This window comes from Streptomyces sp. NPDC001750 (assembly GCF_042892615.1).
In the GTDB taxonomy this organism is placed as follows: domain Bacteria; phylum Actinomycetota; class Actinomycetes; order Streptomycetales; family Streptomycetaceae; genus Streptomyces.
Map to the genome: position 1 here is coordinate 29,333 of NZ_JBIAUE010000014.1, position 21,691 is coordinate 51,023.

Below are 21,691 nucleotides of genomic sequence, written 5' to 3' on the forward strand. Positions count from 1 at the left end.
GCGGGAGGTCGGCTTTTCCTGGAGGCTGGCGGTGTTTCCCTGTGCTGGAGCGGGGTGTCAGGATGCGGGGGCGGCGGTGCACGGTGTGTCGCCGCAGACATTGATGACACGGCCGGTGGTCAGGAAGGTGGCCTTCTGCTGACGGGCGGCCGACGAGTTGCGGGGATCGGAGTGCGGGTCGCGGCCGTACTGCGGCCCCGTGGGCGGGGTGTTGGTGACCGGCGGGCTGGGCGTACCGCTGTCCCACACCGTCATCGCGGAGCCCCGGTAGGGGAGTTGACCACGGCCGATGGTCCGGATGCCCCAGTACGGAACGGTGTCCGGGCTGCGGCCGGCCGTGAGCGCCGGGGTGAGGAGACGGGCGCCGATGGTGCGCGCCTCCACGTCGGCCGCCGTGTTCGCGACCTGGTGGTCCCCGTAGGCGATGTGCAGCAGGACCTGGTGGCGGTCGGTGAGATGGTTCGCGTACCCGTTGGTCTCGCCGCGGTCCCACACCATCTGGAACAACTGGAGGACGATCTGCTGCCGCAGCCTGTCCGGGTAGGAGAGGTTCAGGACCTGCTGGAACGGCGCGAAGTCCACGCTGCGATTCAGGAGCAGGCCGTAGTTCATGCCGGTCACACCGAGGACCGCGCGGCGGATGTCGGGCGAGGCGGCGACGAGGGCACCGCCGAGGATTCCGCCCTGGCTGTTCCCGTCGTACGCGATGCCGTGCCGGATGTCGACGAGCGGGCGTCCCTCGCTGTCGCGGAAGGCGGCGTCGGCGGTCAGCCCGTCGGGGTGGATCAGGGCGCGGGCCAGGAACAGGGCGTTGAGCATGCCCTGTTCGCTGCGTTCCGGAATGGCGGGGAAGAGGTTCGGGTCCGCGAGCGCGCCGAGCACCACGGGGACGTCCTCCTCGGCCATCCCGATCCAGTCGGTCGCGCAGAACGTGAAGCCGCCCTCCGCCGCCATCGCCTTGACGTTGCCCGCGCCGACCTCGGAGCGGCGGCCGAGAAGGCCGTGCCCGTACAGGGCGGGGCGGGAGGGGGTGCGGAACGCGGAGCGCGGTATTTCGCAGCGGAACTCGGCGACCTGGGTGTTCGAGGGGAGCCGCCGCGGGGTTCCGTCGCTGCCCCGGTCGAGGACGGAGCCGGGGGGTCCTCCCGGCGGGTTCAGGTACCCGGGCACACTGATCCGGCCCGTCACCTCCCGGGCGATCCTCGGGTCCTGTTCGGCCGTGAGGTCGGTGACACCGGTGACGGTGAAGGCGGGAGCGCGGCGGCCGAGCCGGCGGAACGCGTCGTCGCGGATGGTGAACAGGTCGCCGGTGAGAGAGCGCGTGCTCGCGACGGTGAAGTCCCAGGCGAGGTGGAGATCCTTGGACCCCACCCCGGCGCGGCGCAACGCCCTGAGAGCGGGGCGGAGTTGGTGCTGACGTGCGTGCAGCGGATCAGTGGTGGGGAGCGGCTTGCCGGCGACGGCGGCGAACGGCGCGGCGGCGGGGATCGTGTGCCCGGCGCCGTCCTTGAGCCGCCGCAGGGCGACGACGTAGTGATGGCCGTCGCGGAAGTTGCGGGCCGGGTGGATCAGCAGCGCGCGGCGTGCCGGGTCCGTCGCGTTCGCGTCCGACTCGACCCAGTACGGCCAGCGTTCGCCGGTCCGGGTGTCCAGCAGTACGACGGGTGCGTCCGGGGCGAGGGAGCGGCCGATGTCGGTGAGCGGGGCCGCGCCGGTCGCCGCCAGGTCGAGGCCGGGCACGTGGGCGATGAGCGCGGAGCCGGGGGAGAAGCCGTCGGACCGGTTCCAGGCCGTCGGGTCGATGGGAGGACCGTCCGCGGCCTTCGGCAGCCCCGCGGAGGTGAAGGCCACCCGGCGGCCGGTGTCGGTGCTCGGATCGGACCGCGTGTACCAGTCGTTGGGGAACGGCAGCAGGCACTCGGTGGGCGCCAGCGGATCGCAGCCCGGTCCGTGCGGCGCGCCGGCCTGTGCCTGCGGTGTGGCGTGCTGTGGCCGTAGTGGTGCGGTGAGGGCCTGTGACGATGGCGATTGTGGTGCGGTGGCGGTCTGTGCCGGTGGCGTGGTCGCGTGCGGTGAGGTGGCCCGTGCCGTCGGCGCGGTCGGCACGAGCGCGGCGGCGACGCAGAGCGCCACCGCCGCCGGCCCGCGCAGCAGTCGGTGCCGCAACGGGGTCAACTCCCCTGTATGCGGGCGCCGATGATGGCGGCGTAGTTCGCCTCGCCGTTCCGGTTGGGGTGCAGCGGGGCGGCTGCCGCGGTCGGGACGTACCCCTCGACCCACTTGTCCGACGGGGCCTGGCAGGCGTCGTGTCCCACGCTCGGCGTGGTCAGGTCGATGTACTCGGCGCCGTGCGCGGCGCTCTGCTCGGCGATCGCCGTGTTCATCCGGTCGACGCTGCCCTGCAGGAAGTCGGCGTCCACCGGGAGGACCGGCTGCAGCGGCCAGCAGCCGCCGGGCTTGATGTAGAGGCCGTACCCCGTGACGACCACCCGGGCATGCGGCGAACGCTGGTGGATCGTGTCCAGCACGACACCCAGCTTCGGCGCGAACTCCGCGATGCGCTGCGCCACTTGGTCCACGCCGCCCTCGGTGTACTTCTCCTTGCACGGGGTGGCGTTGGGGTCGAGGGTGGTGCACTTCTGCGCGATGCCGACGAGCCCGGCGTCGTTGCCGCCGATGGTCAGGGTCACCAGGTCGGTGTCCGGACGCAACGCGTCGAACTGGGGCGGGGCCGATCCCATCGGGATGTCGAGGAGCGAGAGCGACTGCTTCTCGGTCATGTGTTTCGACGCGGCGCCGCTGCATGTGACGTCCCGGAGCGAGGCGCCGAGCCGCGCCGCGAGTTCGTGCGGGTAGTTGTGTGTCGAACGTCCGCAGGCCACCGGGCCCGTGATGTCCGGGATGAGCGGACCGGAAGCCATCGAGTCGCCGAGCGCGACGTAGGACATGGGGCCGTCGGCGGCGGCTGCGGACGCCGGTGCCGCTCCGGTCCCCACAGCCAGACCGGCCAGGGCGACCGCACTCAGGAATGTTCTGATGGAACGACAGAAGCCCTTGTTCTGCGGTGAGTTCACAGATTTCCTCCGGCGGTGGGGGGTGAGGTGGGGCATGGCGTGTGACGCCGGTCATCATGCAGACTCGAGTGCCGTCGTTTAACTGGTGGGTAGCGCAGACTTCCACGGGAGAACTTGTGACGCGTGACAATCAGCGGCTCGTCGCGTGCGGTGAACGGCACGGCTCCGGGCGGCCGGATTCCGCCCCGCTGACCATCGCGGGCCGTCCGGTGGCCGCACGCCTGCGGGCCCGTGCCCCCGCCCTGACCGGGCGGGTCGTCGCCCGGCTCCTCTCCGACCTACCGGTCTACGCGGACCTTCCCCGCGAGGAGATCTCCGGCGACATCGCGGACATCGTCCAGCACAACCTGCGCCTCTTCGCCGACATCGTCGAGTACCGGCGTCATGCGACCGAGGCCGAACTGGCCCAGCAGCGCGACTCCGCGGCGCAGCGGGCGGAGGAGGGCGTCCCGTTGGACGCGATCCTCACGGCGTACCAGGTCGGCACGGCCATGTGCTGGCAGGAGACGGCGAAGGAGGCGCTGCCCGGCGATCTTCCCGTCGTCCTGGAGATCACGGACCGCATCATGGTGCTCCAACGGCAGTTGACGTCCGCCGTCAGCGGCGCCTATCTGGAGGCGCGGCGGATTCTCGACAGTCAGGAGCACGGCGGACGGCACGCCCTGATGGCCGCACTGCTGGCCGGTGAGCCGCTGGACCGCTTCACACACCCCACCGGGCCCCGCCCGGCCGCGCGGTACCTCGCGCTGACCCTGGCACTGGCACCGCACCCCGACGAACTGGCCCAGTCGTCGGGAGCGGGGCCGGGGTCTGGCTCTGGCTCTGGGGCTGGACCTGAGGCTGGGGCGGGAGTGGGCTCTGGGGCTGGGGGTTGGGCTGAGGCGGGAGTGGAGCCGGGGTCAGGGGCGGGAGCGGAGTCCGGGACGACCTCGGGGGCGGGGTCCGTCCTGACATCGGGGGCGGGAACCGGGCGAGGGCCGGGTGCCGGTGTCGCGGCCCGGCGCAAGATCCGCCGGATCCGTACGGTCCTGGACCACTACGCGGGTACGCCGGTGCTCACTGCCCTCGACACGTCCGGCGGCACGGTGCTGCTGCCTGTCGAGGAGCCGCCGGAATGGCATGGTCCGGGCGGGCTGTGCGCGCTGATCGACGAGGCGGCCCGTGCCGCCGGGGTCCCCGTCACGGCAGCGGCGGAGACCGTGGAACCGGAAGCCGTTCCGGCCGCCGTGGCCCGTAACTCCGAGATCGTCGACCTGGTCGCCCGAACGGGCCGCCCGCCCGGCCTGTACCGGCTCGCCGATGTCCTGCTGGAGTACCAGCTCAGCCGGCCCAGCGAGGCGCTGCCGGGGCTGGCGCGCCTGCTGCGGCCGCTGGAGACCAGGCCCGAACTGCTGCACACCCTGGAGACGTACCTCGAACTCGGTCTGGACCGGAGGACCACTGCGGCCGCCCTGCACATCCACCCCAACACCGTCGACTACCGCATCCGCCGCATCGACCGCCTGACGGGCCTCTCCCCGTCCCGTCCGGCCGACCTCCAGCACATCAGCGCGGCGCTGGTGGCCCGCCGCTCGGTGTGACGGAGCACCGCAAGAAGACGGAACACCGTAAGAGGGAGGAGGAAGAGGGGAAGGCGGTTGGTGGGAGGCGGGAGAACCGGCGGCGGCGAAGCGTACGGCGCGGGTCAGTGAACCGTACGGAAACTGTGCCACGGAGGCGCACTGGCGGCGTTGACGTCCGTGAGCTTGGTCGCGACGTACGTCGAGCCCGGCCCGGTGCAGTCGGGTGTGGGGTACAGGATGATGTCGACGAGGGTGCTGTTGCTCACCGCCTTGGCGCCCGCGGGGTCGAGCTTGTGGCAGCCCCGCACCAGCGGGCTGTGCAGCGTGACCGTGGCATCCCGCCCGGTCGTGTACGTGACCGGGCCGACCGCGGTCCGGCCGAGACCGGAGCAGCCCGCGACGGTGAGGGCCAGGAGCGTGGTCACGGCGGCGATGCCGAGACGGCGGCGTCGGTGATCGATCACGGGCATGGGCGGATCCTCGTCTGTCTCGTCCGGTCGTTCGTCGGCGCCATCGGATGCGTCGGCACCGCCGGAACCGGCGCGTGCCGACGCTGGCCACCCTGCCCGTCCGCCGGCGCCCCGGCATCCGGTGTGCGGCCGGGCGGGCGAAGGGGCCTCTCGTAGTTGATCCGGTTGTGGGCGTGTGGGCGTGGGGGCGCGTGTGGGCAGATGTGCTGCCACACGGATGCCTTCATATCGTCGGATACTGGGCATACCGTGGTATTAGGTGTTCCGGCTTTCAGGGGGCCCGTCATGGTCCAGGATCTCGTGATCGCGGTAGTGACGGCGGCCTCGGCGGGTCTGTTGTACCTGGCCGCGGCGGCCAAGATCGTCAAACAGTACGAGCGCGGAGTCGTGCTGAGGCTCGGCAGGCTGCGCGACGATGTGCGCGGGCCAGGATTCACCATGGTGGTCCCCGGTATCGACCGGCTGCGCAAGGTCAACATGCAGATCGTGACGATGCCGGTGCCGGCGCAGGACGGCATCACCCGGGACAACGTGACGGTACGGGTGGATGCCGTCATCTACTTCAAGGTGGTCGACGCCGCGAGTGCGTTGATCCAGGTGGAGGACTACCGGTTCGCGGTGTCGCAGATGGCGCAGACCTCGCTGCGGTCGATCATCGGCAAGAGCGATCTGGACGATCTCCTGTCCAACCGCGAGAAGCTGAACCAGGGCCTGGAACTGATGATCGACAGCCCGGCGGTCGGGTGGGGCGTGCAGATCGACCGGGTGGAGATCAAGGACGTCTCGCTTCCGGAGACGATGAAGCGTTCCATGGCCCGTCAGGCCGAGGCCGACCGTGAGCGTCGCGCCCGGGTGATCAACGCGGACGCCGAGCTCCAGGCGTCGAAGAAGCTCGCCGAGGCGGCGAGCGCGATGTCCTCCCAGCCCGCCGCGTTGCAGCTGCGGCTGCTGCAGACGGTGGTGGCCGTCGCCGCCGAGAAGAACTCCACACTGGTGCTCCCGTTCCCGGTGGAGCTGCTCCGCTTCCTGGAGCGGGCCCAACCGTCCGCACCTCAGGACGCGGCGCCCGGCTCGCAGCAGGCTCTCCGCCCCTCCCAGCCCTCCCCGCCCCCGACGCAGGCGCCACGCCCCTCGCCGATGCAGCGTCCCGCGCAGGCCCAGACCCAGCGTCCCGCACAGGCGCAGCGCTCCGCGCAGACACCACAGGCGCACCCGAGGCCGCGCCCGCCGCAGCGTCCGCCCGCTCCGCCTCCCGCGCCCCCCGCGTCCGTGTCCTCCGCGCCCGCGTCCACGCCTTCGCCGCCCACCGGGGCCTCGTCGGCGTCCCCGTCCTCCTCGTCCTCCGCGTCGTCGGATCCCACGCGACCTCCTCGTTCGAAGCCGTCGAAGCCGTCGAAGCCGCTCGCCCCGCACTGATCCGTCGATCCGGTCCCTTCGCACTCGTCGCCCCCGTTCCGGGACCGGCGCGGCGAACTGGCTGCATATGGCTTCCCACCTGCGGGAACGTCACCGCGAAGCCGATTGTCGGACCCCCCGCCTAGACTCGCAGGAGTCATGAGGATCAGGTGATCGAGACGACCGAAGCGGTAGGGGAGGGGGCCGATGACCACGGCACAACGCCAGCCGGACACCGACGCCTCCGTCGTCCGCCTCCTCGGGTGTGCCGCCGTGTTCCTGCCCGCGCCGTTGCCGAGGGACGGACGCGTCGCCTTCTGGGACCCTGACGGCGGCGCGCTCCCGCTCATGGATCGCTTGGATCCCGGGAGCGGGAGCGGAAGCGAGGCCGCCGCGGAGATCACCGTCGTCCGCAGGCACGGACAGCGGGGCGGAGCCCGTCGGAGCGCCGTGCCGGCGATCCTGCTGCCCGTGCCCGACGCGCTGCCCCTGCTCGTGCGTGCGCGGCACCACGGGCTCGCCCATCCCGCTACTCGCTGCTGGGGTGCCGCCGCGCTCCAGGCGCTCAATCTGGTGGCGCGCGGCAGGCTGCTCCCCGGCCTGACGGGTGACGACTTCGACGCCTGGCGGGCCGGTCCGCGTGACGCCGAGGACATCGCCCATCTGCGGGCCATCGCCGCCGCCATGCCGTCGGAGGGGTACGCGGTCCCGGTCCCGGACCGTACGCCGCTCCGGCTCCCCGACCCGGAATGGCTGCTCGGGGCGTTCCTCGACGCCGTGGCCGACACCCTGCCCCGCACGCCGGCCGCCGCCTACGCGATGGGCGCGCCCTTCGCGGCCCGAGACGCCCAGCACCTGCCCGGGGCCCGTGCCTGGGCCGTCGACGTGGCCGCCGGACTCGACGCGGGCGTACGGGTCTCGCTGCGCCTCGACCTGTCGGCCTGCGAACTCTTCGACACGGCCGATACGGCCGCCGTATCAGACACGACTGACACGGCCGTCGCGACCGACTCGGTCGTCCCGTACGGGACGACCGGCGCGGCCGAGGCGATCAACGCGGCTGGGAGGGGCAGCGCGACCGAGGCGGTCGACCCGCATGGGAAGGCCGGTGCGACCGAGGCGATCAGCTCCGCGCGCCACGCCGCCGCGGCGATCACCCAGGTGCACAGCCTGGCCGACCCGACCCATGTCGTCGACGCGGCCACACTGTGGCACGGCGGGGCGGGGGAGCCGTTCGGCCCGCGGGCCAGGATCGACGCCGTGCTCGCGCTGCGCCGGGCCGCTCGCGTCTGGTCGCCGTTGGAGCGGCTGCTGGATCAGCCGGTGCCCGATGTGCTGGCACTCGACGAGGACGAGTTGTACGAGCTGCTGGGCGAGGCCGGGACGCGGCTGGCCGCGGCCGGGGTGGGCGTCCACTGGCCAAGGGAGCTCGCCCGTTCCCTGACCGCCACCGCCGTCGTGCGGCCCGCGCCGGGCTCGGCCACCGACGGCACATCGTTCTTCGAGGCCGAGCAACTCTTCTCCTTCAACTGGCAGTTGGCCCTGGGCGACGAGCAGCTCACCGAGCAGGAGATGGACGTCCTCGCGGAGGCGCACCGACCCGTGGTCCGCCTGCGCGACCAGTGGGTCGTGGTCGACCCCGCGCTCGTCCGCAAGGCGCGCAAGCGGGAGCTCGGCCTGCTCGATCCGGTCGACGCACTCTCCGTGGCGCTCACCGGCAGCGCCGAGGTCGACGGCGAGCGGGTCGAGGCGGTGCCCGTCGGCGCCCTGGCCGCACTCCGCGCCCGCATCACCGCCGACACCACCGTCGTCGCCCCGCCCCCCGGCCTCGCCGCCAGACTCCGCGACTACCAACTCCACGGCCTCGCCTGGCTGGACCGGATGACCTCGCTCGGTCTCGGCGGCTGTCTCGCCGACGACATGGGGCTGGGCAAGACGATCACCCTCATCGCGCTCCACCTGCGCCGTGCCCATCCCGCGCCCACCCTGGTCGTCTGCCCCGCCTCCCTGCTGGGCAACTGGCACCGGGAGATCAACCGATTCGCCCCCGAAGTGCCCGTCCGCCGCTTCCACGGCACTGACCGCACACTCGCCGAGCCCGACGGCGGTTTCGTCCTCACCACCTACGGCACGATGCGTTCCAGCGCGGCGCAACTGGCCGGTCACAGCTGGGGGATGATCGTTGCCGACGAGGCCCAGCACGTGAAGAACCCGCACTCCTCCACGGCGAAGGCGCTGCGCACCATCCCGGCCCCGGCCAGGGTGGCCCTCACCGGTACCCCCGTCGAGAACAACCTCTCCGAGCTGTGGGCCCTCCTCGACTGGACCACGCCCGGCCTGCTGGGCCCCCTCAAGGCGTTCCGGGCCCGCCATGCCCGTATCGTCGAGAGCACCGGGACGGCAGCCGGGCTCGCCAACGACGAAGCGGTCGAACGGCTCTCCCGCCTGGTCCGTCCCTTCCTCCTGCGCCGGAGGAAGTCCGACCCCGGTATCGCGCCCGAGCTGCCGTCCAAGACGGAGACCGACCACCCCGTCTTCCTCACCCGGGAGCAGGCGACGCTCTACGAGGCCGCGGTCCGCGAGACGATGGGAGCCATCGAGGCATCGGAAGGCATCGCCCGACGCGGCCTGATCATGAAGCTGCTGACCTCGCTCAAGCAGATCTGCAACCACCCCGCGCAGTATCTGCAGGAGGAGCCGACCCGCCTCGTCGGCCGGTCGGGAAAGCTCGCACTGCTCGACGAACTCCTCGACACGATCCTCGCCGAGGACGGCTCCGTCCTCGTCTTCACCCAGTACGTGACGATGGCCCGGCTGCTCTCCGCCCACCTCGCGGCGCGGGCCATCCCCTCCCAGCTCCTGCACGGTGGAACGCCGGTGGCCGAGCGGGAACGGCTGGTGGACCGCTTCCAGTCGGGTGAGGTCCCGGTCTTCCTGCTCTCCCTCAAGGCGGCGGGCACCGGACTGAACCTCACTCGGGCCGCCCATGTCATCCACTACGACCGCTGGTGGAATCCCGCCGTCGAGGAACAGGCCACGGACCGGGCGTACCGCATCGGCCAGACACAACCCGTCCAGGTGCACCGGCTGATCGCGGAAGGCACGGTCGAGGACCGGATCGGTGAGCTGCTGAAGGCCAAGCGGGATCTGGCCGACGCCGTCCTCGGCAGCGGCGAGACCGCGTTGACCGAGCTCAACGACCGTGATCTGGCCGACCTCGTCTCGCTCAGGAGGCCGGAATGACACCTCCCCCGGAGGCATGTCGGCCCTCCACCGCCGATTCCCGCACCGTCGACTCCCGCGCCGAGCCCCGTCGGGTCACCGCTGCCGACCCGCGTGCCGAGGTTCGCCGCCTCGCCGCCGAAGCCCGTCGGCTGGCCGTCCCCGATTCCCGCCCCGGAGTCCGTCGCCCCACCGGTCCCGATCCTCGTTCCGAGGGCCGCAGGCCGACCGGCCCCGATGCCCGTACCGAGCCCCGTCGGAGCGTCGTCGGCGACAGCCGTTCCGCCGTTCGCCTGCGTCCCGGTCCGGACGATCTGCGCCGTACCTTCGAGGCCGTGCCGCCCCGCACATCCCAGGGCGACGACCCCTTCGCGGACAGCTGGTGGGGACGCGCCTGGGTGGACGCCCTGGAATCCCTGTCGATGGACGAGGCACGGCTCGCCCGCGGCCGTACGTACGCCGACAGCGGCAAGGTCGCCGCGATCACGGTCACCCCCGGTCGCGTCGTCGCCTACGTCCATGGCAGCCGTCCGCGCCCCTACCGCACCGAACTGCGCCTGCGGGTGCTGACCGACCCGGACTGGGACACCTTTCTCGACGCGGTCGCCGCCCGCCCCGGTCACCTGGCCGCACTGCTCGACAAGGAGATGCCGCACTCACTGGTCGACGCGGCGGCCGAGGCCGGTGTCGTGCTGCTGCCCGCCCCCGACGACCTCGACCCCGGCTGCACCTGCCCCGACCGCGGCCGGCCCTGCAAGCACGTGTCCGCGCTCTGCTACCAGATGGCCCGGCTCCTGGACGCCGACCCGTTCGTCCTCCTGCTGCTGCGCGGCCGCGGCGAACGCGAACTCCTGGAAGAACTGGGTCACCGCAACGCCGCGCACGAAGCCCGGGAACGCCCCTGCGCCGCCACGACACCGTCGGTGCCCGCCCGCGACGCCCTCGCCGGCCGTCCCCTCCCGCCGCTTCCCGCCCCGCTCCCGGTCCCGCAGCACCCGGGACAGCCGCCCGCGTACCCGGGCCTGCCCGGTGCCCGGGACCCGCTCGCCCTCGACCACCTCGCCACGGACGCGGCGGCGCGCGCACACACGCTCCTCATCACCGGCGTCGACCCGCTCGCCCGCCTCACCCCGTGGCAGGACGCGGTACGACTGGCCGCGGCCCGCCCCACCGCCGGGCTCACGGCGACCACCCGCGCCCTCTACCGTGAACTCGCGTACGCCACCGGCCGTACCCCCACCGATCTGGCCCGAGCCGTCGCCGCCTGGCGCCAGGGCGGTGCCGAAGGGCTGGCCGTCCTCGAAACGCCCTGGGACCCTCCGGCCGGCCCCTTCGACCGGGCCCGCCCCGCGCTCGCCGCGGCCGACTTCCCCCGCTTCCACCCTTGGCGCAACCGCCTCACGCACCCCGACGGAACACTTCAGCTCCGCTTCGGCCACGACGGCCGCTGGTACGGCTACGAGTCCGAGCCGGGTGAGGACGACTGGTGGCCCCGCGCCACTCCGGACATCGATCCTGTCGGCACGCTCATGGCACTCGGCGGAGGCTGACACCGCTTTTCCCGCCTCCGACTCGTGAGGCCGGGCCGCGCTCCGGTGCGGGCTCGTGCCCCGGGCCGCCCCGGCACGGCCCGTTGCGAAGCCGTGCCCCGGAGCCGGCCTTCAGCTCGTGGCGATATCGGCCTTCAGCTCGTGGCGATGACGGCGTTCGGTTCGTGGCGATGACGGCGTTCAGTTTGTGGCGATGACGAGGAGGACGATCAGCAGGACGGCGACGAGCGGCAGTACGATCAGACGCGCTTTGCGGAACGACTCGTCCTCCTGCTGGGACGCGGAGCGGTTCGCGCCGTGCGCCGAAGCCAGGTGCTCCCAGGCCATGTCATCGATCCTCTTCAGGGTCAGGAGCGACGGCGACCAATCGCAGTGCGTGCAGACCAGGAAGTCACGGTACGGGTCGTACCGGAAGTCGCGCTCCAGATCGACCGTGAACACCTGGCCGTCGGACGTCGTGGCTGTGTAGTGGCGTACCGGCGCACCCATGCGTATCGCTCCCCGTTCCGTGCCCGAGTTCCGTGACTGAGATCCGCGCCCGATTTCCGCGCCCGAGATCCGTGACTGAGATCCGCGCCCGGGAATCGTCCTGGACGCGGTCGCGGCACGCTACCCGACCGCTGCCCGGTCCGCCTTCAGCGCGGCGCCCTTCCGTCGCTCCGGCGAGCCCGCCCGCCCTCGCCCCCGGCTCGGGGCAGTACCGCGTCGACGATGTCCTGTGCGAAGCCGGGCGGTGGCGGTTCGCGGCGCAGCAGCACCCGCATCCACACCGCGCCTGCGACCAGATCGAGCAGCAGCATCGGGTCGGCGTGCTCCGGAAGTTCGCCGCGCGCGGTGGCGCGGACGAACACCGGCTGCTCGCGGGAGAAGCGGTCGGCGAAGAAGTCGCGGGTGAGGGCGGCGAGTTCGTCGTCCGGCAGGCCGGTGCCGGAGGTCAGGGCGCGGGCGACCGATTCGGTGCGCCCGTCGGTGAGTAGGGCGATGATCTGCTCGGTCAGGGCAACGAGGTCACCGCGCAGGCTGCCCGTGTCGGGGATGTCGACGTCCAGGGCCCGGGCGTGGACCAGGGCCGCCCGCAGCAGTGCGGGTTTCGACGGCCACCAGCGGTAGATCGTCGTCTTGTTGACCCCGGCGTCCTGGGCGACGGCCTCGATGGTGAGACCGGCGTAGCCGCGCTCCGCGAGATGGTGCAACGTGGTGTCGAAGATCGCCTCGGCGGCGCGCGGGCCCTTGCCGCGGCGACGGACCACGGTCGGGTCGGCCATGAGTACTCCTCAATATGCAACGCAACGTTGCGTTGCGCTATAAGGTGATGTCGTCATCGTACTGCGAAGCAGGGGGTTCGATATGGCGGAGACAAGGGTTTCGAAGACGGTGACCTGGGGGCTGCTCGCCGCCTGGGTGGCCAATGATCTGGAGGAGTTGGTCACCATGGCGGGATGGGCGCGCTCCGCCCGCCCCCGACTCCGGGAACGGTTTCCGAGGGTGCCCGAACGGGTCTGGGCGCGGATGGACCTCTCGCAGCGTGAAGTCGGCGTCGCCATCGGCCTCGTGGGCGCGGTCGTGGCCGCGGCCTCGGCGGACGGTGCGCGCACCGGCGGGCGGAGCCCGTTCTTCCGTACCGTGCTCGCCGGGTTCGGGCTGCACGGAGTCGCGCACATGGCCCAGTCGCTGGCGTACCGCGGCTACACACCGGGCGTCGCCACGGCGCCGACCGTGGTCGTCCCGTACTCGCTCTGGGCGGCGCGACGGCTGAGGGCGGCCGGCATCGGGATCGGCGCCGGCCGCGTGTCGGCGGTGGCACCGGTGCTGCTCCCGGCGGTCGTCGCGGGCGCCCACGTGATGGCACGCAGGATCACGCGCCCGCGCGGGTGAGGGGCCCGCACGGGTGGGAGTCCGCTCGTGCCCGCGCCAGTGTCCGCTCGACCGATCCGGCGTTCTGGTGGGTCCGGGTGATCTCGAAGCCCAGATCGACCAGGTGGTGGCCAACGCCCTTGTGGCACTTGCGGCCGTGGGTGCCGAGCCGTCCCAGGTCGTGCGGTCGGTGGTGTACGTGGTCGGCGACGACGGCGCGGTCCTGGGGGACGCCTGGCGCAGGCTCACCACCTCGGCCATCGGGGCCGCCTTCACCACCGCGAGCAGACTTCTGGGTGTCGCGTGCCTGGGCTTCCCCGGCCAGTTGGTCGAGCTCGACCTCACTGCCGCCCTGGCCGCACGGGCCGAAGGCATCGCAGGCACACCCTGACCATCGCCGACGGTGGACCGACGGGCGGCCCCGACAGCGGACCGACGGGCGGCCCCGGCGCGCAAGCCGACGGCGGTCCGATGCCGGGCCTGAGCCGGTCCGGGGGAGGTAGGTCCTTCGAACGAAGGTGCGGGAAACCGGTGGCAGTCGCGGACTTGACGCTGCTAGCTTTCTCGACGTGGCGAAACTCAATCAGATCATCGCAGTGGAGAAGGGCGTCAAGTCCAAGGCACACCAGGACCTGACGGCGGCGCATCACGGCCTTCAGAAGACCGGTCTGCTGGCCGGTATCTCCCGGACCTACCAGCCGAAGGACGAGGAGGGCGAGCAGTTGCCGCCCGAGTCGACCCTGGTGCAGGTCAGGGCCGAGGACGTGCTGAGGCAGACCGCGACGACGCTGACCCGCCTCTTCGATGTGACCGCCACGAAGGACTGGGCGAACTGCGCCGCCCGTGCGGATGTGAAGGTCGACGGGCAGGTGCTCGTGAGCGACGTGCCGGTGTCGTATCTGCTCTTCCTGGAGAAGCAGTTGACGGACATCAACACGTTCGTCCGCAAGCTTCCGGTGCTCGATGCCGCCGAGGCGTGGATCCAGGACCCGTCGACGGACTCCTGGAAGACCGAGCCGGTGCGGACGCTCCGTACGAAGAAGGTTCCCCGCAACCACGTGAAGGCGGAGGCGACCGACAAGCACCCGGCGCAGGTCGAGGTGTACTACGAGGACGTTCCGATCGGTTACTGGACGACCGTGAAGTTCTCCGGTGCCCTCCCCGCGCGGCGGGTCAACGAACTGCTGGACCGGGTGGAGAAGCTCCAGCAGGCCGTGAAGTTCGCCCGTGAGGAGGCCAACGGCGTGGAGGTCACCGACCAGCGGGTGGGTGATGCGATATTCGGTTACCTCTTCGGGTGACCGACCATGGACTCCCCGGCCGTCCACTACGGCCGGGGTGCGCGAGGAGCGCAAGCTGAAACTGAGGCTTGTCGTGACGACGCGGTTCCAGTGGAGGTTCGAGTCCTCCCCCCGGCACTCGGTGCGTCCGTCGCACCAACGGGCCGGGGTGGCCCAACTGGCAGAGGCAGACCGCGATCAATCTCAGACTCTTGCTCCAGGCTCAGCATTCGCCACCCATCGCCGAATCGCTCGGGCCCGTGCCCATGGGCGTCGAAATGCCGGTTCGACTCCGGCTCGGAGAGCTTCGGTCTCCGATGGTCTAAAGGCAGGACGCGACGACATAAACCTGACGCGGGTTCTTAAAAGTGTCGGCGTGCCGCATGGGTGGCACTCTCAGGGCCCGGGGGCCGGCTACGCCTCCGGGCCCGCTCCCGTTCCTGATCACGTGTGCGGCGCGTCCCGCCGCACACGCACCGCCTCCGGCGCACCGCACCCCGCCGACGGGGTGTCGCGTGCCGCCAGCGACACACCGCGCCCCGCGAAGAAGCGCTCGAAGTCGGGCAGCGAAAGGTCCGCGGCGCGCGTTCCGGCCGTCGTGCCGGACGGGTTGTGGAAGTGGACGCCGGTGCCGTCGGCCGTACGGGACGTCAGCAGCACCAGGTGCCCGCCCCGCCCCGGAGGAGACAGTTCCGGCCTCCGGATGCCGTAGTGCACCGACGCCAGGACCGTACGGCCGCCGTCCAGCAGGCCGAGGATCTCCCGCGACGACAAATGGCGGTGGACCGTGGCGTCGAGGTCGTGCACCTCCCGGACGTACTCCGCGAACGGGGCGTAGATCAGCCCCCGGATCACACCCTCCGCGTCCTGCGTGTACGCGCCGTACCGGACCGCCCCGTCGCGCAGTGCGAACAGGGAGGGGGCCCCGGTGCCGAGCGCCATGCGCAGGCAGGTCATACCGCACAGATGACCGGACCAGCGCGCGTACTCGTCCCGTGACGCGGCACCCGACTCCGCCCAGGCCGGGTCCGTCGCCGGATCGACCCCGCCTTCGACGATCGGTCCGACGAGGCCGGGCGAGGCGAACTGGGTGAGGACGGGAACACGGCATGCGGAGCAGGTCACCAGGGGCATCCGATCACTGGCGGTATCCGGTCAGGAAGCGGCCGATGCGGCTGATGGCCGCGTCGAGGTCGTCAGCGTACGGGAGTGTCAGGATCCGGAAGTGGTCGGGCCGCGGCCAGTTGAAGCCCGTACCTTGTACGACCTGGATCTTCTCCCGCAGCAGCAGGTCCAGAACGAATTTCTCGTCGTCGACGATCGGATGCACCTTCGGGTCGATGCGCGGGAACGCGTACAGCGCGCCCTTCGGCTTCACGCACGACACACCGGGGATCTCGTTCAGTTTCTCCCAGGCCCGGTTCCGCTGCTCGTGCAGTCTGCCGCCGGGCGCGACCAGCTCCCGGATCGACTGCCGGCCACCGAGCGCCGCCTGAATGGCGTACTGCGCCGGCGCGTTGGGGCACAGGCGCATGGAAGCGAGGGTGGTGAGCCCCTCCAGATAGCTGCGGGCGTGCTGCTGGGGGCCGGAGATCACCAGCCAGCCGGAGCGGAAGCCCGCGACGCGGTACGTCTTCGACAGGCCGCTGAACGTGAGGCAGAGCAGGTCGGGGGCGAGGGACGCCACGGTGTGGTGCTCGGCGTCGTCGTAGAGGATCCGGTCGTAGATCTCGTCGGCGAACACCATCAGGCCGTGCCTGCGCGCCAGATCGAGGATGCCTTCGAGGATCTCGCGCGGATAGACGGCGCCGGTCGGGTTGTTCGGATTGATGATCACGACCGCCTTGGTGCGGTCGCTGATCTTCGAGGCCATGTCCTCCAGATCGGGATTCCAGTCCGAGGCCTCGTCGCAGGCGTAGTGCACCGCCTTGCCGCCCGCGAGGGTCACCACCGCCGTCCACAACGGGTAGTCGGGAGATGGCACAAGGACCTCGTCACCGTCCTCCAGCAGCGCCTGGACGGCCATGGAGATCAGCTCGGAGACGCCGTTGCCGAGGAAGACGTCGTCGACGCCGACATCCGTCAGTCCCATCGCCTGGTAGCGCTGCACCACCGCTCGGCGCGCGGAGAGGATGCCGCGCGAGTCGGTGTAGCCGTGCGCCTGCGGAAGCATCCGGATCATGTCCTGGACGACTTCCTCGGGCGCCTCGAAACCGAACAGCGCGGGGTTGCCGGTGTTGAGGCGGAGCACGCTGTGGCCCGCCTCCTCCAGGGCGTTGGCGTGCTCGATGACCGGGCCCCGGATCTCGTAACAGACCTCGTCGAGCTTGCTGGACTGCCGGAATTCCATGCGGTGGCCTCCCCGACCTGATTGCGATACTTGGTTTTACCAAGCTCGGGCTTGGAAAGTCCAACAACATGTCTAGACTGCGTCGCATGCCACGTCAGCAGCAAGCCGCAACGCGTCCGCCCCGCCGCCGGAGTTACGACCAGTTCTGTGCCGCCGCACGCTCCCTCGATTCCGTGGGTGACCGGTGGACCCTGCTGATCGTCCGTGAACTGCTGGCGGGACCGCGCCGCTACACGGACCTCCACGCGGACCTGCCGGGCGTCAGTACGGACGTCCTCGCCTCCCGGCTCAAGGACATGGAGCAGAACGGTCTGGCCACCCGCCGCCGGCTTCCGCCGCCCGCCGCGGCCTCGGTGTACGAACTGACGGAACGCGGCCGTGGGTTGCTGCCCGTGCTCTCCGCGCTCGCCGAATGGGGGGTGCCCGCGCTCGACGAACGGCGGCCCACCGATGCCGTACGGGCGCACTGGTTCGCGCTGCCGTTGTTGCGCGTCCTGGACGGAATGACGCATGCGGGGGTCGTCGAAGTCCGCCTGGACGAGGGGGAGTTCCATGTGCGCGCCGGTGGCGGGGTGCCCGGCGCGGGAGGCGACACCGCGGACGTGGACGGCGGTGCGGGGGAGCCGTCGGTCGATGCGGCGGTGTACGGGGACGGCCCGGCCGCCCATGCGGATGCCCGCATCGCGCTCGACGTCGAAGCGTGTCTCGCGCTCGGACGGGGCGAGCTGACCCTCGCCGAGGCGGTCGGGAACGGGCGCGCCGAGGTGACCGGCGACGGACCGCTCGCCGCCGAACTCCGCGGGGAGTGAACGGCGGGCCGGACGCGGTGCGGTCCCGGCGCGGACGCGTTCGAGGGTGCGCGGGCGGCGACGCGAGGGCCGCGGCCGGTGGGGCTCGGCGGACGAGGGGTTCGGCGGGACAACAGGTGGGTAGCGTGGGGGCGTTCGAAGGACCAGGATGCCTCCGGATGGCCGAAGCGCCCGGAGCGGCCGGTACGTCCGGAGCGGCCGGCGCGCCCCGGTGTGCTGATGTGCTCGGTGTACTCACGTGCTGATGCGCTCGAAGCGTTGCGGCTTCCGGATGCCGAGGCGAGGAGTCGTACGTGAGGATCTGCGGACAGCGCATCACCGGCGGATGGCGGGCAAGCGACGCGCAGCGCGCAACCGGCGGACAGCGCGCAATCGACGGACGGCCGGGAAGCGATGGACGGCGCGGTCGTACGGGAGCGTGGATGCGACGGGGACGAGGAGCGCGCCTTGCCCGGGTCCTGGTCACGGGCGGCTGCGTGGCCGTGCTCGGGTTCGCGTCGTCGTCGGCCGTGGCCACCCCCGGCAGCGGTGTGAGCGGCACGGTGGTCGCGAAGGGCACGTCGGCGGGGAAGCTGAAGGTGAAGACCCCCGACGGCCGTACCGATGTGACCTTCCGGACCATCACGGTCGAGCCCGGCGGTTCCACCGGCTGGCACACCCACCGCGGTCAGCTGATCGCCGTCGTCAAGTCCGGGACGCTGACGCGCACGCTGCACGACTGCTCGGTCGAGGCGACGTCCGCCGGTTCGTCGTTCATCGAGCCCTCCGGAGCCCGTCACCGCCATATCGGGCGCAACCTGGGGTCGGAGCCCGTGGTGCTGTGGGTGACCTACCTGCTGCCCGAGGGCAGCGAGCTCTCCGACGACGCTGAGGCGCCGGACTGCGGCACGACGTAGTGGCGTGTCCGAGGGGGTCCGGATCCGGTGCGGAGCGTTCGCGTGTCCCTCGCCCGACCGGATCCGGCGCACCGAGCAGGAGCGATGACGGTGGCGCGCGGTTCGAAGTGATGCGATGCGATGCGATCCGACGGGACGTACTCGACGCGATCGGACCCGACGCGATCGGACTAGAGGTGACCGGACTACACGCGACCGGAAGCGACGCGGTCGGACTTGATGTGACCGGAAGCGACGGGACCGGAAGGGACGGGGCTCGACGTGACGGCCTCCGGCGTGATGCGATTCCGCGTGATGCGATTCGAAGCGATCACCTGGGAGCGGCTGGCCGAGTCGTTGGCCGCGCGTGCCGACGGCCTGGAGTCGTCAGGTGCCGGCCCCTGGACGAGGATCGCCGTCGACGGGCCTCCGGCGGCCCGCACGGGTGAGCTGGCGCAGAAGGTCGCAGAGGCACTGCGGGTCCGGGGACGTGCGGTGCTCGTCGTGTCGACCGAGGGATTCCTGCGGCCGGCGAGCCTCCGGTACGAGTACGGCAAGGAGGACCCCGACTCGTATTTCAGCGGCTGGTTCGACACGGGCGCGCTGTGGCGCGAGGTGCTCGGCCCGCTGGAGGCGGACGGCAGCGGGCGGGTGCTGCCCGACCTGTGGGATCCCGTGACGGACCGGGCCACGCGCAGTCCGTACCGGCTCCTGCCCGAGGGAGGCGTGTTGGTGGTGCACGGTCCGTTGTTGCTGGGGCACTGGTTCCCGTTCGACCTGAGCGTCCATCTTCGGTTGTCGCCGGGCGCGCTGCGGCGGCGCACAGAGGAGAGTGAGCGCTGGACCCTGCCCGCGTTCGCGCGGTACGAGGAAGAGGTGGCGCCCGGCGATCGTGCGGACGCGGTGGTACGGGCCGACGACCCGCTGCGCCCCGCGTGGACCGGATGGCGGCGGAACGAGTGAAGAGTGGCGGGCGGGAGCCACCCGGCGACGGCGGGGCATGCCACGTCCCGGTCCGCAGGCAGCCTTCGCGGGTCCGGCCGTTCGACACCCCGCCCGACCGGTCGTCGGGCAGCCTTCACGGGCCCGGGCGGCCGCCCACCCTGGTGACCGCCTCGGCCCCCGAACGACAGCCCGCCGCCACGGCCGAGGCGTCGTCAGACCCCGACAGCAGGGCAGCGAGGAGGCCGCCGGTGAACGCGTCGCCCGCGCCCGTCGAGTCCACCGCCCCCTGTACCGGAACGGCCGGAATGCGCCTCGTCACCGTGCCCGACACGGCCAGCAGCGCGCCGCCCTCGCCGAGCGTGACGACCACCCGGGGCACCCGGAGGCTCAACTCGGCCGCGGCGTCCGCCGGTTCCTTGAGCCCGGTGAGCAGGTGGGCCTCGTCCGTGTTGGGCAGCAACAGGTCCACACCCTCCACCGCGGTCAGGAAACGGTCCACGCCCAGTTCGGCGAGAAATCCGGCCGAGGCCGGGTCGACGCTCACCGTGATCCGCCGCCGTCGTGCCTCCCGCAGCGCGAGCAGAACGGTCGCCCTGCTCGTCGCGGCGAAGAGGAGATACCCGGAGAGGTGGAGATGACCGATTCCGTCGAGCATCGACGGCGACCAGTCGCCGGGGGAGAGGCGCAGCACGGCGCCGCTGTCGGTGAGGAAGGTGCGCTCGGCGGTGGAGTCGACGAGGGCGACGACGGTGGCGGTCGGTGCCTCGTCGTCGACGGCCAGCAGGCACCGCACGCCCGCCCGGCGCAGCGCGTCCCGGTGCCAGGCCGCGCTTTCGGCGCCGACCCGTGCCAGCAGCCGTACGTCGCAACAGCCCGAACGCGCCGCCCAGCAGGCGACGTTGGCGCCCGCGCCGCCCGGCAGGGTGCGGATCAGGGCGGCGGTGTCCGTACCGCGGGCCAGCTCCTTCGTATGCCGTGCCACCACGTCGGTGACCACGTCTCCGATGACGAGAAGCCCGCCGCGGGCCGTCGACCGGCCGTCGGGCGCCGGTACGGCACGGGAACCCATGGGCGCCGACGCGGTACCGGGAGTTGTGGGCGTCGGCACGGCGGAGATTCCCGCACGTCCCGGTCCGGCGCCGGACCTCGCGCGTTCCGGACCGGTCCTGGTGCTCGCGCCGTCCGACGCGCAGGCCCTTGCCATACCTCCGGGTTCCGTCGCGTCACCTTCCGGTCCGGCCGCTTTTCTGGTGCCTCCTGGTCCGGCGACGCTCCCCGTACCTCTCGGTCCGGCTCCGTTCACCGCGTACCGTCGCGGCGCGTCGTGTTCCGGTCGTCGGAGTGCTCCGCCGTGTCGTGTGCGCGGGCCGTCCACGCGGTGGCGATCCGGGCGGCGAGCGACACGTTTCCGCGTACGGCCGCCAGATTCGCCTCCAACGAGGCCCCCTCGGTCCGTCGCATCAGCCTGTCCAGCAGGAAGGGGGTAACGGCCTGGCCCACGATGCCGCGCTCCCGGCAGGCGTCGAGGGCCTCCGCCAACACGCGGTCGTGAAGCCCGGGATCCAGTTGGTCCCGTACGGGCACGGGGTTGGCGACGATCAGTGCGGAGGCGGGGCCGTCCAGCGCGTCCTGGGCCCGCATCACCTCCGCGACCTCCTCGGGTGTCCGCACCGTCCAGTCGACCGGTTCGCCCGAGCTGTGCAGGTAGAAGCCGGGGAAGTGCTCGGTGTCGTAGCCGAGGACCCCGACACCCAGCGTCTCCAGCCGCTGAAGGGTGGCGGGGACATCCAGGATCGACTTCACCCCCGCGCACACCACCGTGATGCCGGTCCGTGCGAGGAGCCGCAGGTCCGCCGACTCGTCCTGGGTCCGTGTCCATTCCCGGTGGACGCCCCCGAGCCCGCCGGTCGCGAAGACGCGCAGTCCGGCGCGGGCGGCGAGGAACGCCGTCGCGGACACGGTCGTCGCTCCGCTCGCGCCCGTAGCCAGGGCCGGGGCGAGATCGCGGTGGCCCAGTTTGCGCATCGCCGGATCGGTGGCGACCCGTTCCAGCGCGTCCTCGTCCAGGCCGATGTGGGTCCTTCCGTCGAGCACGGCGATCGTGGCGGGCACCGCGCCCGCGGCCCGTACCAGTCCTTCGAGCTCTTCGGCGACCCGCAGGTTGCGGGGACGCGGCAGGCCGTGGGCGATGACCGTCGATTCCAGGGCGACGACGGGCTGGTGCGTGGCGAGAGCCGCCCTTACCTCGGTGGAGAGGACGGGGGTGTAGGGGTGCGCGGCGTCCGACGCAGTCAATGACATGTCC

18 protein-coding genes, 1 tRNA gene and 1 pseudogene are annotated in these 21,691 nt (G+C 71.8%); 11 read left to right on the top strand and 9 right to left on the bottom strand.

The genetic code is table 11. The features are described 5' to 3' along the window. Window positions 1–57: 57 nt before the first annotated feature. Both ACFYY6_RS21660 and ACFYY6_RS21665 read right to left on the bottom strand, forming a co-directional pair. Window positions 58–2,175, bottom strand: a complete 2,118-nt coding sequence (locus ACFYY6_RS21660; protein ID WP_389194673.1) for a hypothetical protein — start codon at window positions 2,173–2,175, stop codon at window positions 58–60. Continuing rightward, a complete protein-coding gene (locus ACFYY6_RS21665) occupies window positions 2,172–3,074 on the bottom strand; it encodes an SGNH/GDSL hydrolase family protein (protein WP_351520590.1) in 903 nt (300 codons plus the stop codon). The genes ACFYY6_RS21660 and ACFYY6_RS21665 overlap by 4 nt, the downstream gene beginning before the upstream one ends. Window positions 3,075–3,262: 188 nt before the next feature. Between ACFYY6_RS21665 and ACFYY6_RS21670 the strand changes: the two genes are divergently transcribed. Then, window positions 3,263–4,654 (top strand): PucR family transcriptional regulator, encoded by a 1,392-nt coding sequence (locus ACFYY6_RS21670; RefSeq protein ID WP_389194785.1) that lies wholly within the window; start codon window positions 3,263–3,265, stop codon window positions 4,652–4,654. Between the two features lie 104 nt (window positions 4,655–4,758). Here ACFYY6_RS21670 and ACFYY6_RS21675 read toward each other — a convergent pair whose 3' ends face one another. Beyond that, complete coding sequence (locus tag ACFYY6_RS21675; protein ID WP_351520589.1) at window positions 4,759–5,106, bottom strand: hypothetical protein; 348 nt, start codon at window positions 5,104–5,106, stop codon at window positions 4,759–4,761. 285 nt (window positions 5,107–5,391) lie between these two features. Here ACFYY6_RS21675 and ACFYY6_RS21680 point away from each other — a divergent pair, with 285 nt between their 5' ends. From ACFYY6_RS21680 to ACFYY6_RS21690, 3 genes are all read left to right on the top strand, one after another. Continuing rightward, entirely contained in the window at window positions 5,392–6,522 is a 1,131-nt protein-coding gene (locus ACFYY6_RS21680) for an SPFH domain-containing protein (protein WP_389194676.1), read from the top strand. Window positions 6,523–6,708: 186 nt separating this feature from the next. Continuing rightward, complete coding sequence (locus ACFYY6_RS21685) at window positions 6,709–9,744, top strand: SNF2-related protein (protein ID WP_389194679.1); 3,036 nt, start codon at window positions 6,709–6,711, stop codon at window positions 9,742–9,744. Next, window positions 9,741–11,273 carry an SWIM zinc finger family protein gene (locus ACFYY6_RS21690; RefSeq protein WP_389194682.1) on the top strand — a complete coding sequence of 511 codons (1,533 nt, stop codon included), beginning with the start codon at window positions 9,741–9,743 and terminating at the stop codon, window positions 11,271–11,273. The genes ACFYY6_RS21685 and ACFYY6_RS21690 overlap by 4 nt, the downstream gene beginning before the upstream one ends. Window positions 11,274–11,453: 180 nt before the next feature. On the opposite strand, the gene ACFYY6_RS21695 is transcribed toward ACFYY6_RS21690, so the two are convergent. Next, a complete protein-coding gene (locus tag ACFYY6_RS21695; RefSeq protein WP_351520583.1) occupies window positions 11,454–11,762 on the bottom strand; it encodes a hypothetical protein in 309 nt (102 codons plus the stop codon). A 146-nt stretch (window positions 11,763–11,908) separates the two neighbouring features. Further along, complete coding sequence (locus ACFYY6_RS21700; protein WP_351520582.1) at window positions 11,909–12,538, bottom strand: TetR/AcrR family transcriptional regulator; 630 nt, start codon at window positions 12,536–12,538, stop codon at window positions 11,909–11,911. An 82-nt stretch (window positions 12,539–12,620) separates the two neighbouring features. Between ACFYY6_RS21700 and ACFYY6_RS21705 the strand changes: the two genes are divergently transcribed. From ACFYY6_RS21705 to ACFYY6_RS21720, 4 genes and pseudogenes are all read left to right on the top strand, one after another. After that, the gene (locus tag ACFYY6_RS21705) at window positions 12,621–13,148 is read left to right on the top strand and encodes an HXXEE domain-containing protein (protein WP_351520580.1); all 528 of its coding nucleotides are present in this window, start codon (window positions 12,621–12,623) and stop codon (window positions 13,146–13,148) included. Between the two features lie 37 nt (window positions 13,149–13,185). Further along, window positions 13,186–13,518: pseudogene (locus ACFYY6_RS21710) on the top strand (Rid family hydrolase); the annotation flags it as partial. A 178-nt stretch (window positions 13,519–13,696) separates the two neighbouring features. Then, window positions 13,697–14,428, top strand: a complete 732-nt coding sequence (locus tag ACFYY6_RS21715) for a hypothetical protein (protein ID WP_388649369.1) — start codon at window positions 13,697–13,699, stop codon at window positions 14,426–14,428. Window positions 14,429–14,459: 31 nt separating this feature from the next. Continuing rightward, window positions 14,460–14,545 (top strand) — tRNA-OTHER (locus ACFYY6_RS21720). 306 nt (window positions 14,546–14,851) lie between these two features. Here the strand turns inward: ACFYY6_RS21720 and ACFYY6_RS21725 are convergent. Both ACFYY6_RS21725 and ACFYY6_RS21730 read right to left on the bottom strand, forming a co-directional pair. Then, a complete protein-coding gene (locus ACFYY6_RS21725; RefSeq protein ID WP_351520578.1) occupies window positions 14,852–15,532 on the bottom strand; it encodes a peptidase in 681 nt (226 codons plus the stop codon). Window positions 15,533–15,545: 13 nt separating this feature from the next. After that, complete coding sequence (locus tag ACFYY6_RS21730) at window positions 15,546–16,757, bottom strand: pyridoxal phosphate-dependent aminotransferase (protein WP_351520577.1); 1,212 nt, start codon at window positions 16,755–16,757, stop codon at window positions 15,546–15,548. A gap of 86 nt (window positions 16,758–16,843) precedes the next feature. Here ACFYY6_RS21730 and ACFYY6_RS21735 point away from each other — a divergent pair, with 86 nt between their 5' ends. The 3 genes from ACFYY6_RS21735 (at window position 16,844) to ACFYY6_RS21745 (ending at window position 19,404) form a co-directional block, all read left to right on the top strand. Continuing rightward, window positions 16,844–17,566, top strand: a complete 723-nt coding sequence (locus ACFYY6_RS21735; RefSeq protein ID WP_351520575.1) for a helix-turn-helix domain-containing protein — start codon at window positions 16,844–16,846, stop codon at window positions 17,564–17,566. A gap of 422 nt (window positions 17,567–17,988) precedes the next feature. Next, window positions 17,989–18,462: a cupin domain-containing protein gene (locus tag ACFYY6_RS21740; RefSeq protein ID WP_351520573.1), complete on the top strand. Its 474-nt coding sequence runs from the start codon at window positions 17,989–17,991 to the stop codon at window positions 18,460–18,462. Window positions 18,463–18,756: 294 nt separating this feature from the next. Continuing rightward, window positions 18,757–19,404 carry a uridine kinase gene (locus ACFYY6_RS21745; protein ID WP_389194687.1) on the top strand — a complete coding sequence of 216 codons (648 nt, stop codon included), beginning with the start codon at window positions 18,757–18,759 and terminating at the stop codon, window positions 19,402–19,404. Window positions 19,405–19,519: 115 nt separating this feature from the next. Here the strand turns inward: ACFYY6_RS21745 and ACFYY6_RS21750 are convergent, their stop codons facing one another. Continuing rightward, window positions 19,520–20,455, bottom strand: coding sequence for a carbohydrate kinase family protein (locus ACFYY6_RS21750; RefSeq protein WP_389194690.1), 936 nt, complete (start codon window positions 20,453–20,455; stop codon window positions 19,520–19,522). Between the two features lie 230 nt (window positions 20,456–20,685). Then, entirely contained in the window at window positions 20,686–21,687 is a 1,002-nt protein-coding gene (locus ACFYY6_RS21755; protein WP_389194693.1) for a pseudouridine-5'-phosphate glycosidase, read from the bottom strand. Window positions 21,688–21,691 lie beyond the last annotated feature (4 nt).

Bases quoted from the DNA above. Each gene is read 5' to 3' on its own strand.
- ACFYY6_RS21675 (WP_351520589.1), bottom strand. From the start codon at position 5,106: ATGCCCGTGATCGATCACCGACGCCGCCGTCTCGGCATCGCCGCCGTG.
- ACFYY6_RS21680 (WP_389194676.1), top strand. From the start codon at position 5,392: ATGGTCCAGGATCTCGTGATCGCGGTAGTGACGGCGGCCTCGGCGGGT.
- ACFYY6_RS21685 (WP_389194679.1), top strand. From the start codon at position 6,709: ATGACCACGGCACAACGCCAGCCGGACACCGACGCCTCCGTCGTCCGC.
- ACFYY6_RS21690 (WP_389194682.1), top strand. From the start codon at position 9,741: ATGACACCTCCCCCGGAGGCATGTCGGCCCTCCACCGCCGATTCCCGC.
- ACFYY6_RS21695 (WP_351520583.1), bottom strand. From the start codon at position 11,762: ATGGGTGCGCCGGTACGCCACTACACAGCCACGACGTCCGACGGCCAG.
- ACFYY6_RS21700 (WP_351520582.1), bottom strand. From the start codon at position 12,538: ATGGCCGACCCGACCGTGGTCCGTCGCCGCGGCAAGGGCCCGCGCGCC.
- ACFYY6_RS21705 (WP_351520580.1), top strand. From the start codon at position 12,621: ATGGCGGAGACAAGGGTTTCGAAGACGGTGACCTGGGGGCTGCTCGCC.
- ACFYY6_RS21730 (WP_351520577.1), bottom strand. From the start codon at position 16,757: ATGGAATTCCGGCAGTCCAGCAAGCTCGACGAGGTCTGTTACGAGATC.
- ACFYY6_RS21735 (WP_351520575.1), top strand. From the start codon at position 16,844: ATGCCACGTCAGCAGCAAGCCGCAACGCGTCCGCCCCGCCGCCGGAGT.
- ACFYY6_RS21740 (WP_351520573.1), top strand. From the start codon at position 17,989: ATGCGACGGGGACGAGGAGCGCGCCTTGCCCGGGTCCTGGTCACGGGC.
- ACFYY6_RS21745 (WP_389194687.1), top strand. From the start codon at position 18,757: ATGCGATTCGAAGCGATCACCTGGGAGCGGCTGGCCGAGTCGTTGGCC.
- ACFYY6_RS21750 (WP_389194690.1), bottom strand. From the start codon at position 20,455: ATGGGTTCCCGTGCCGTACCGGCGCCCGACGGCCGGTCGACGGCCCGC.
- ACFYY6_RS21755 (WP_389194693.1), bottom strand. From the start codon at position 21,687: ATGTCATTGACTGCGTCGGACGCCGCGCACCCCTACACCCCCGTCCTC.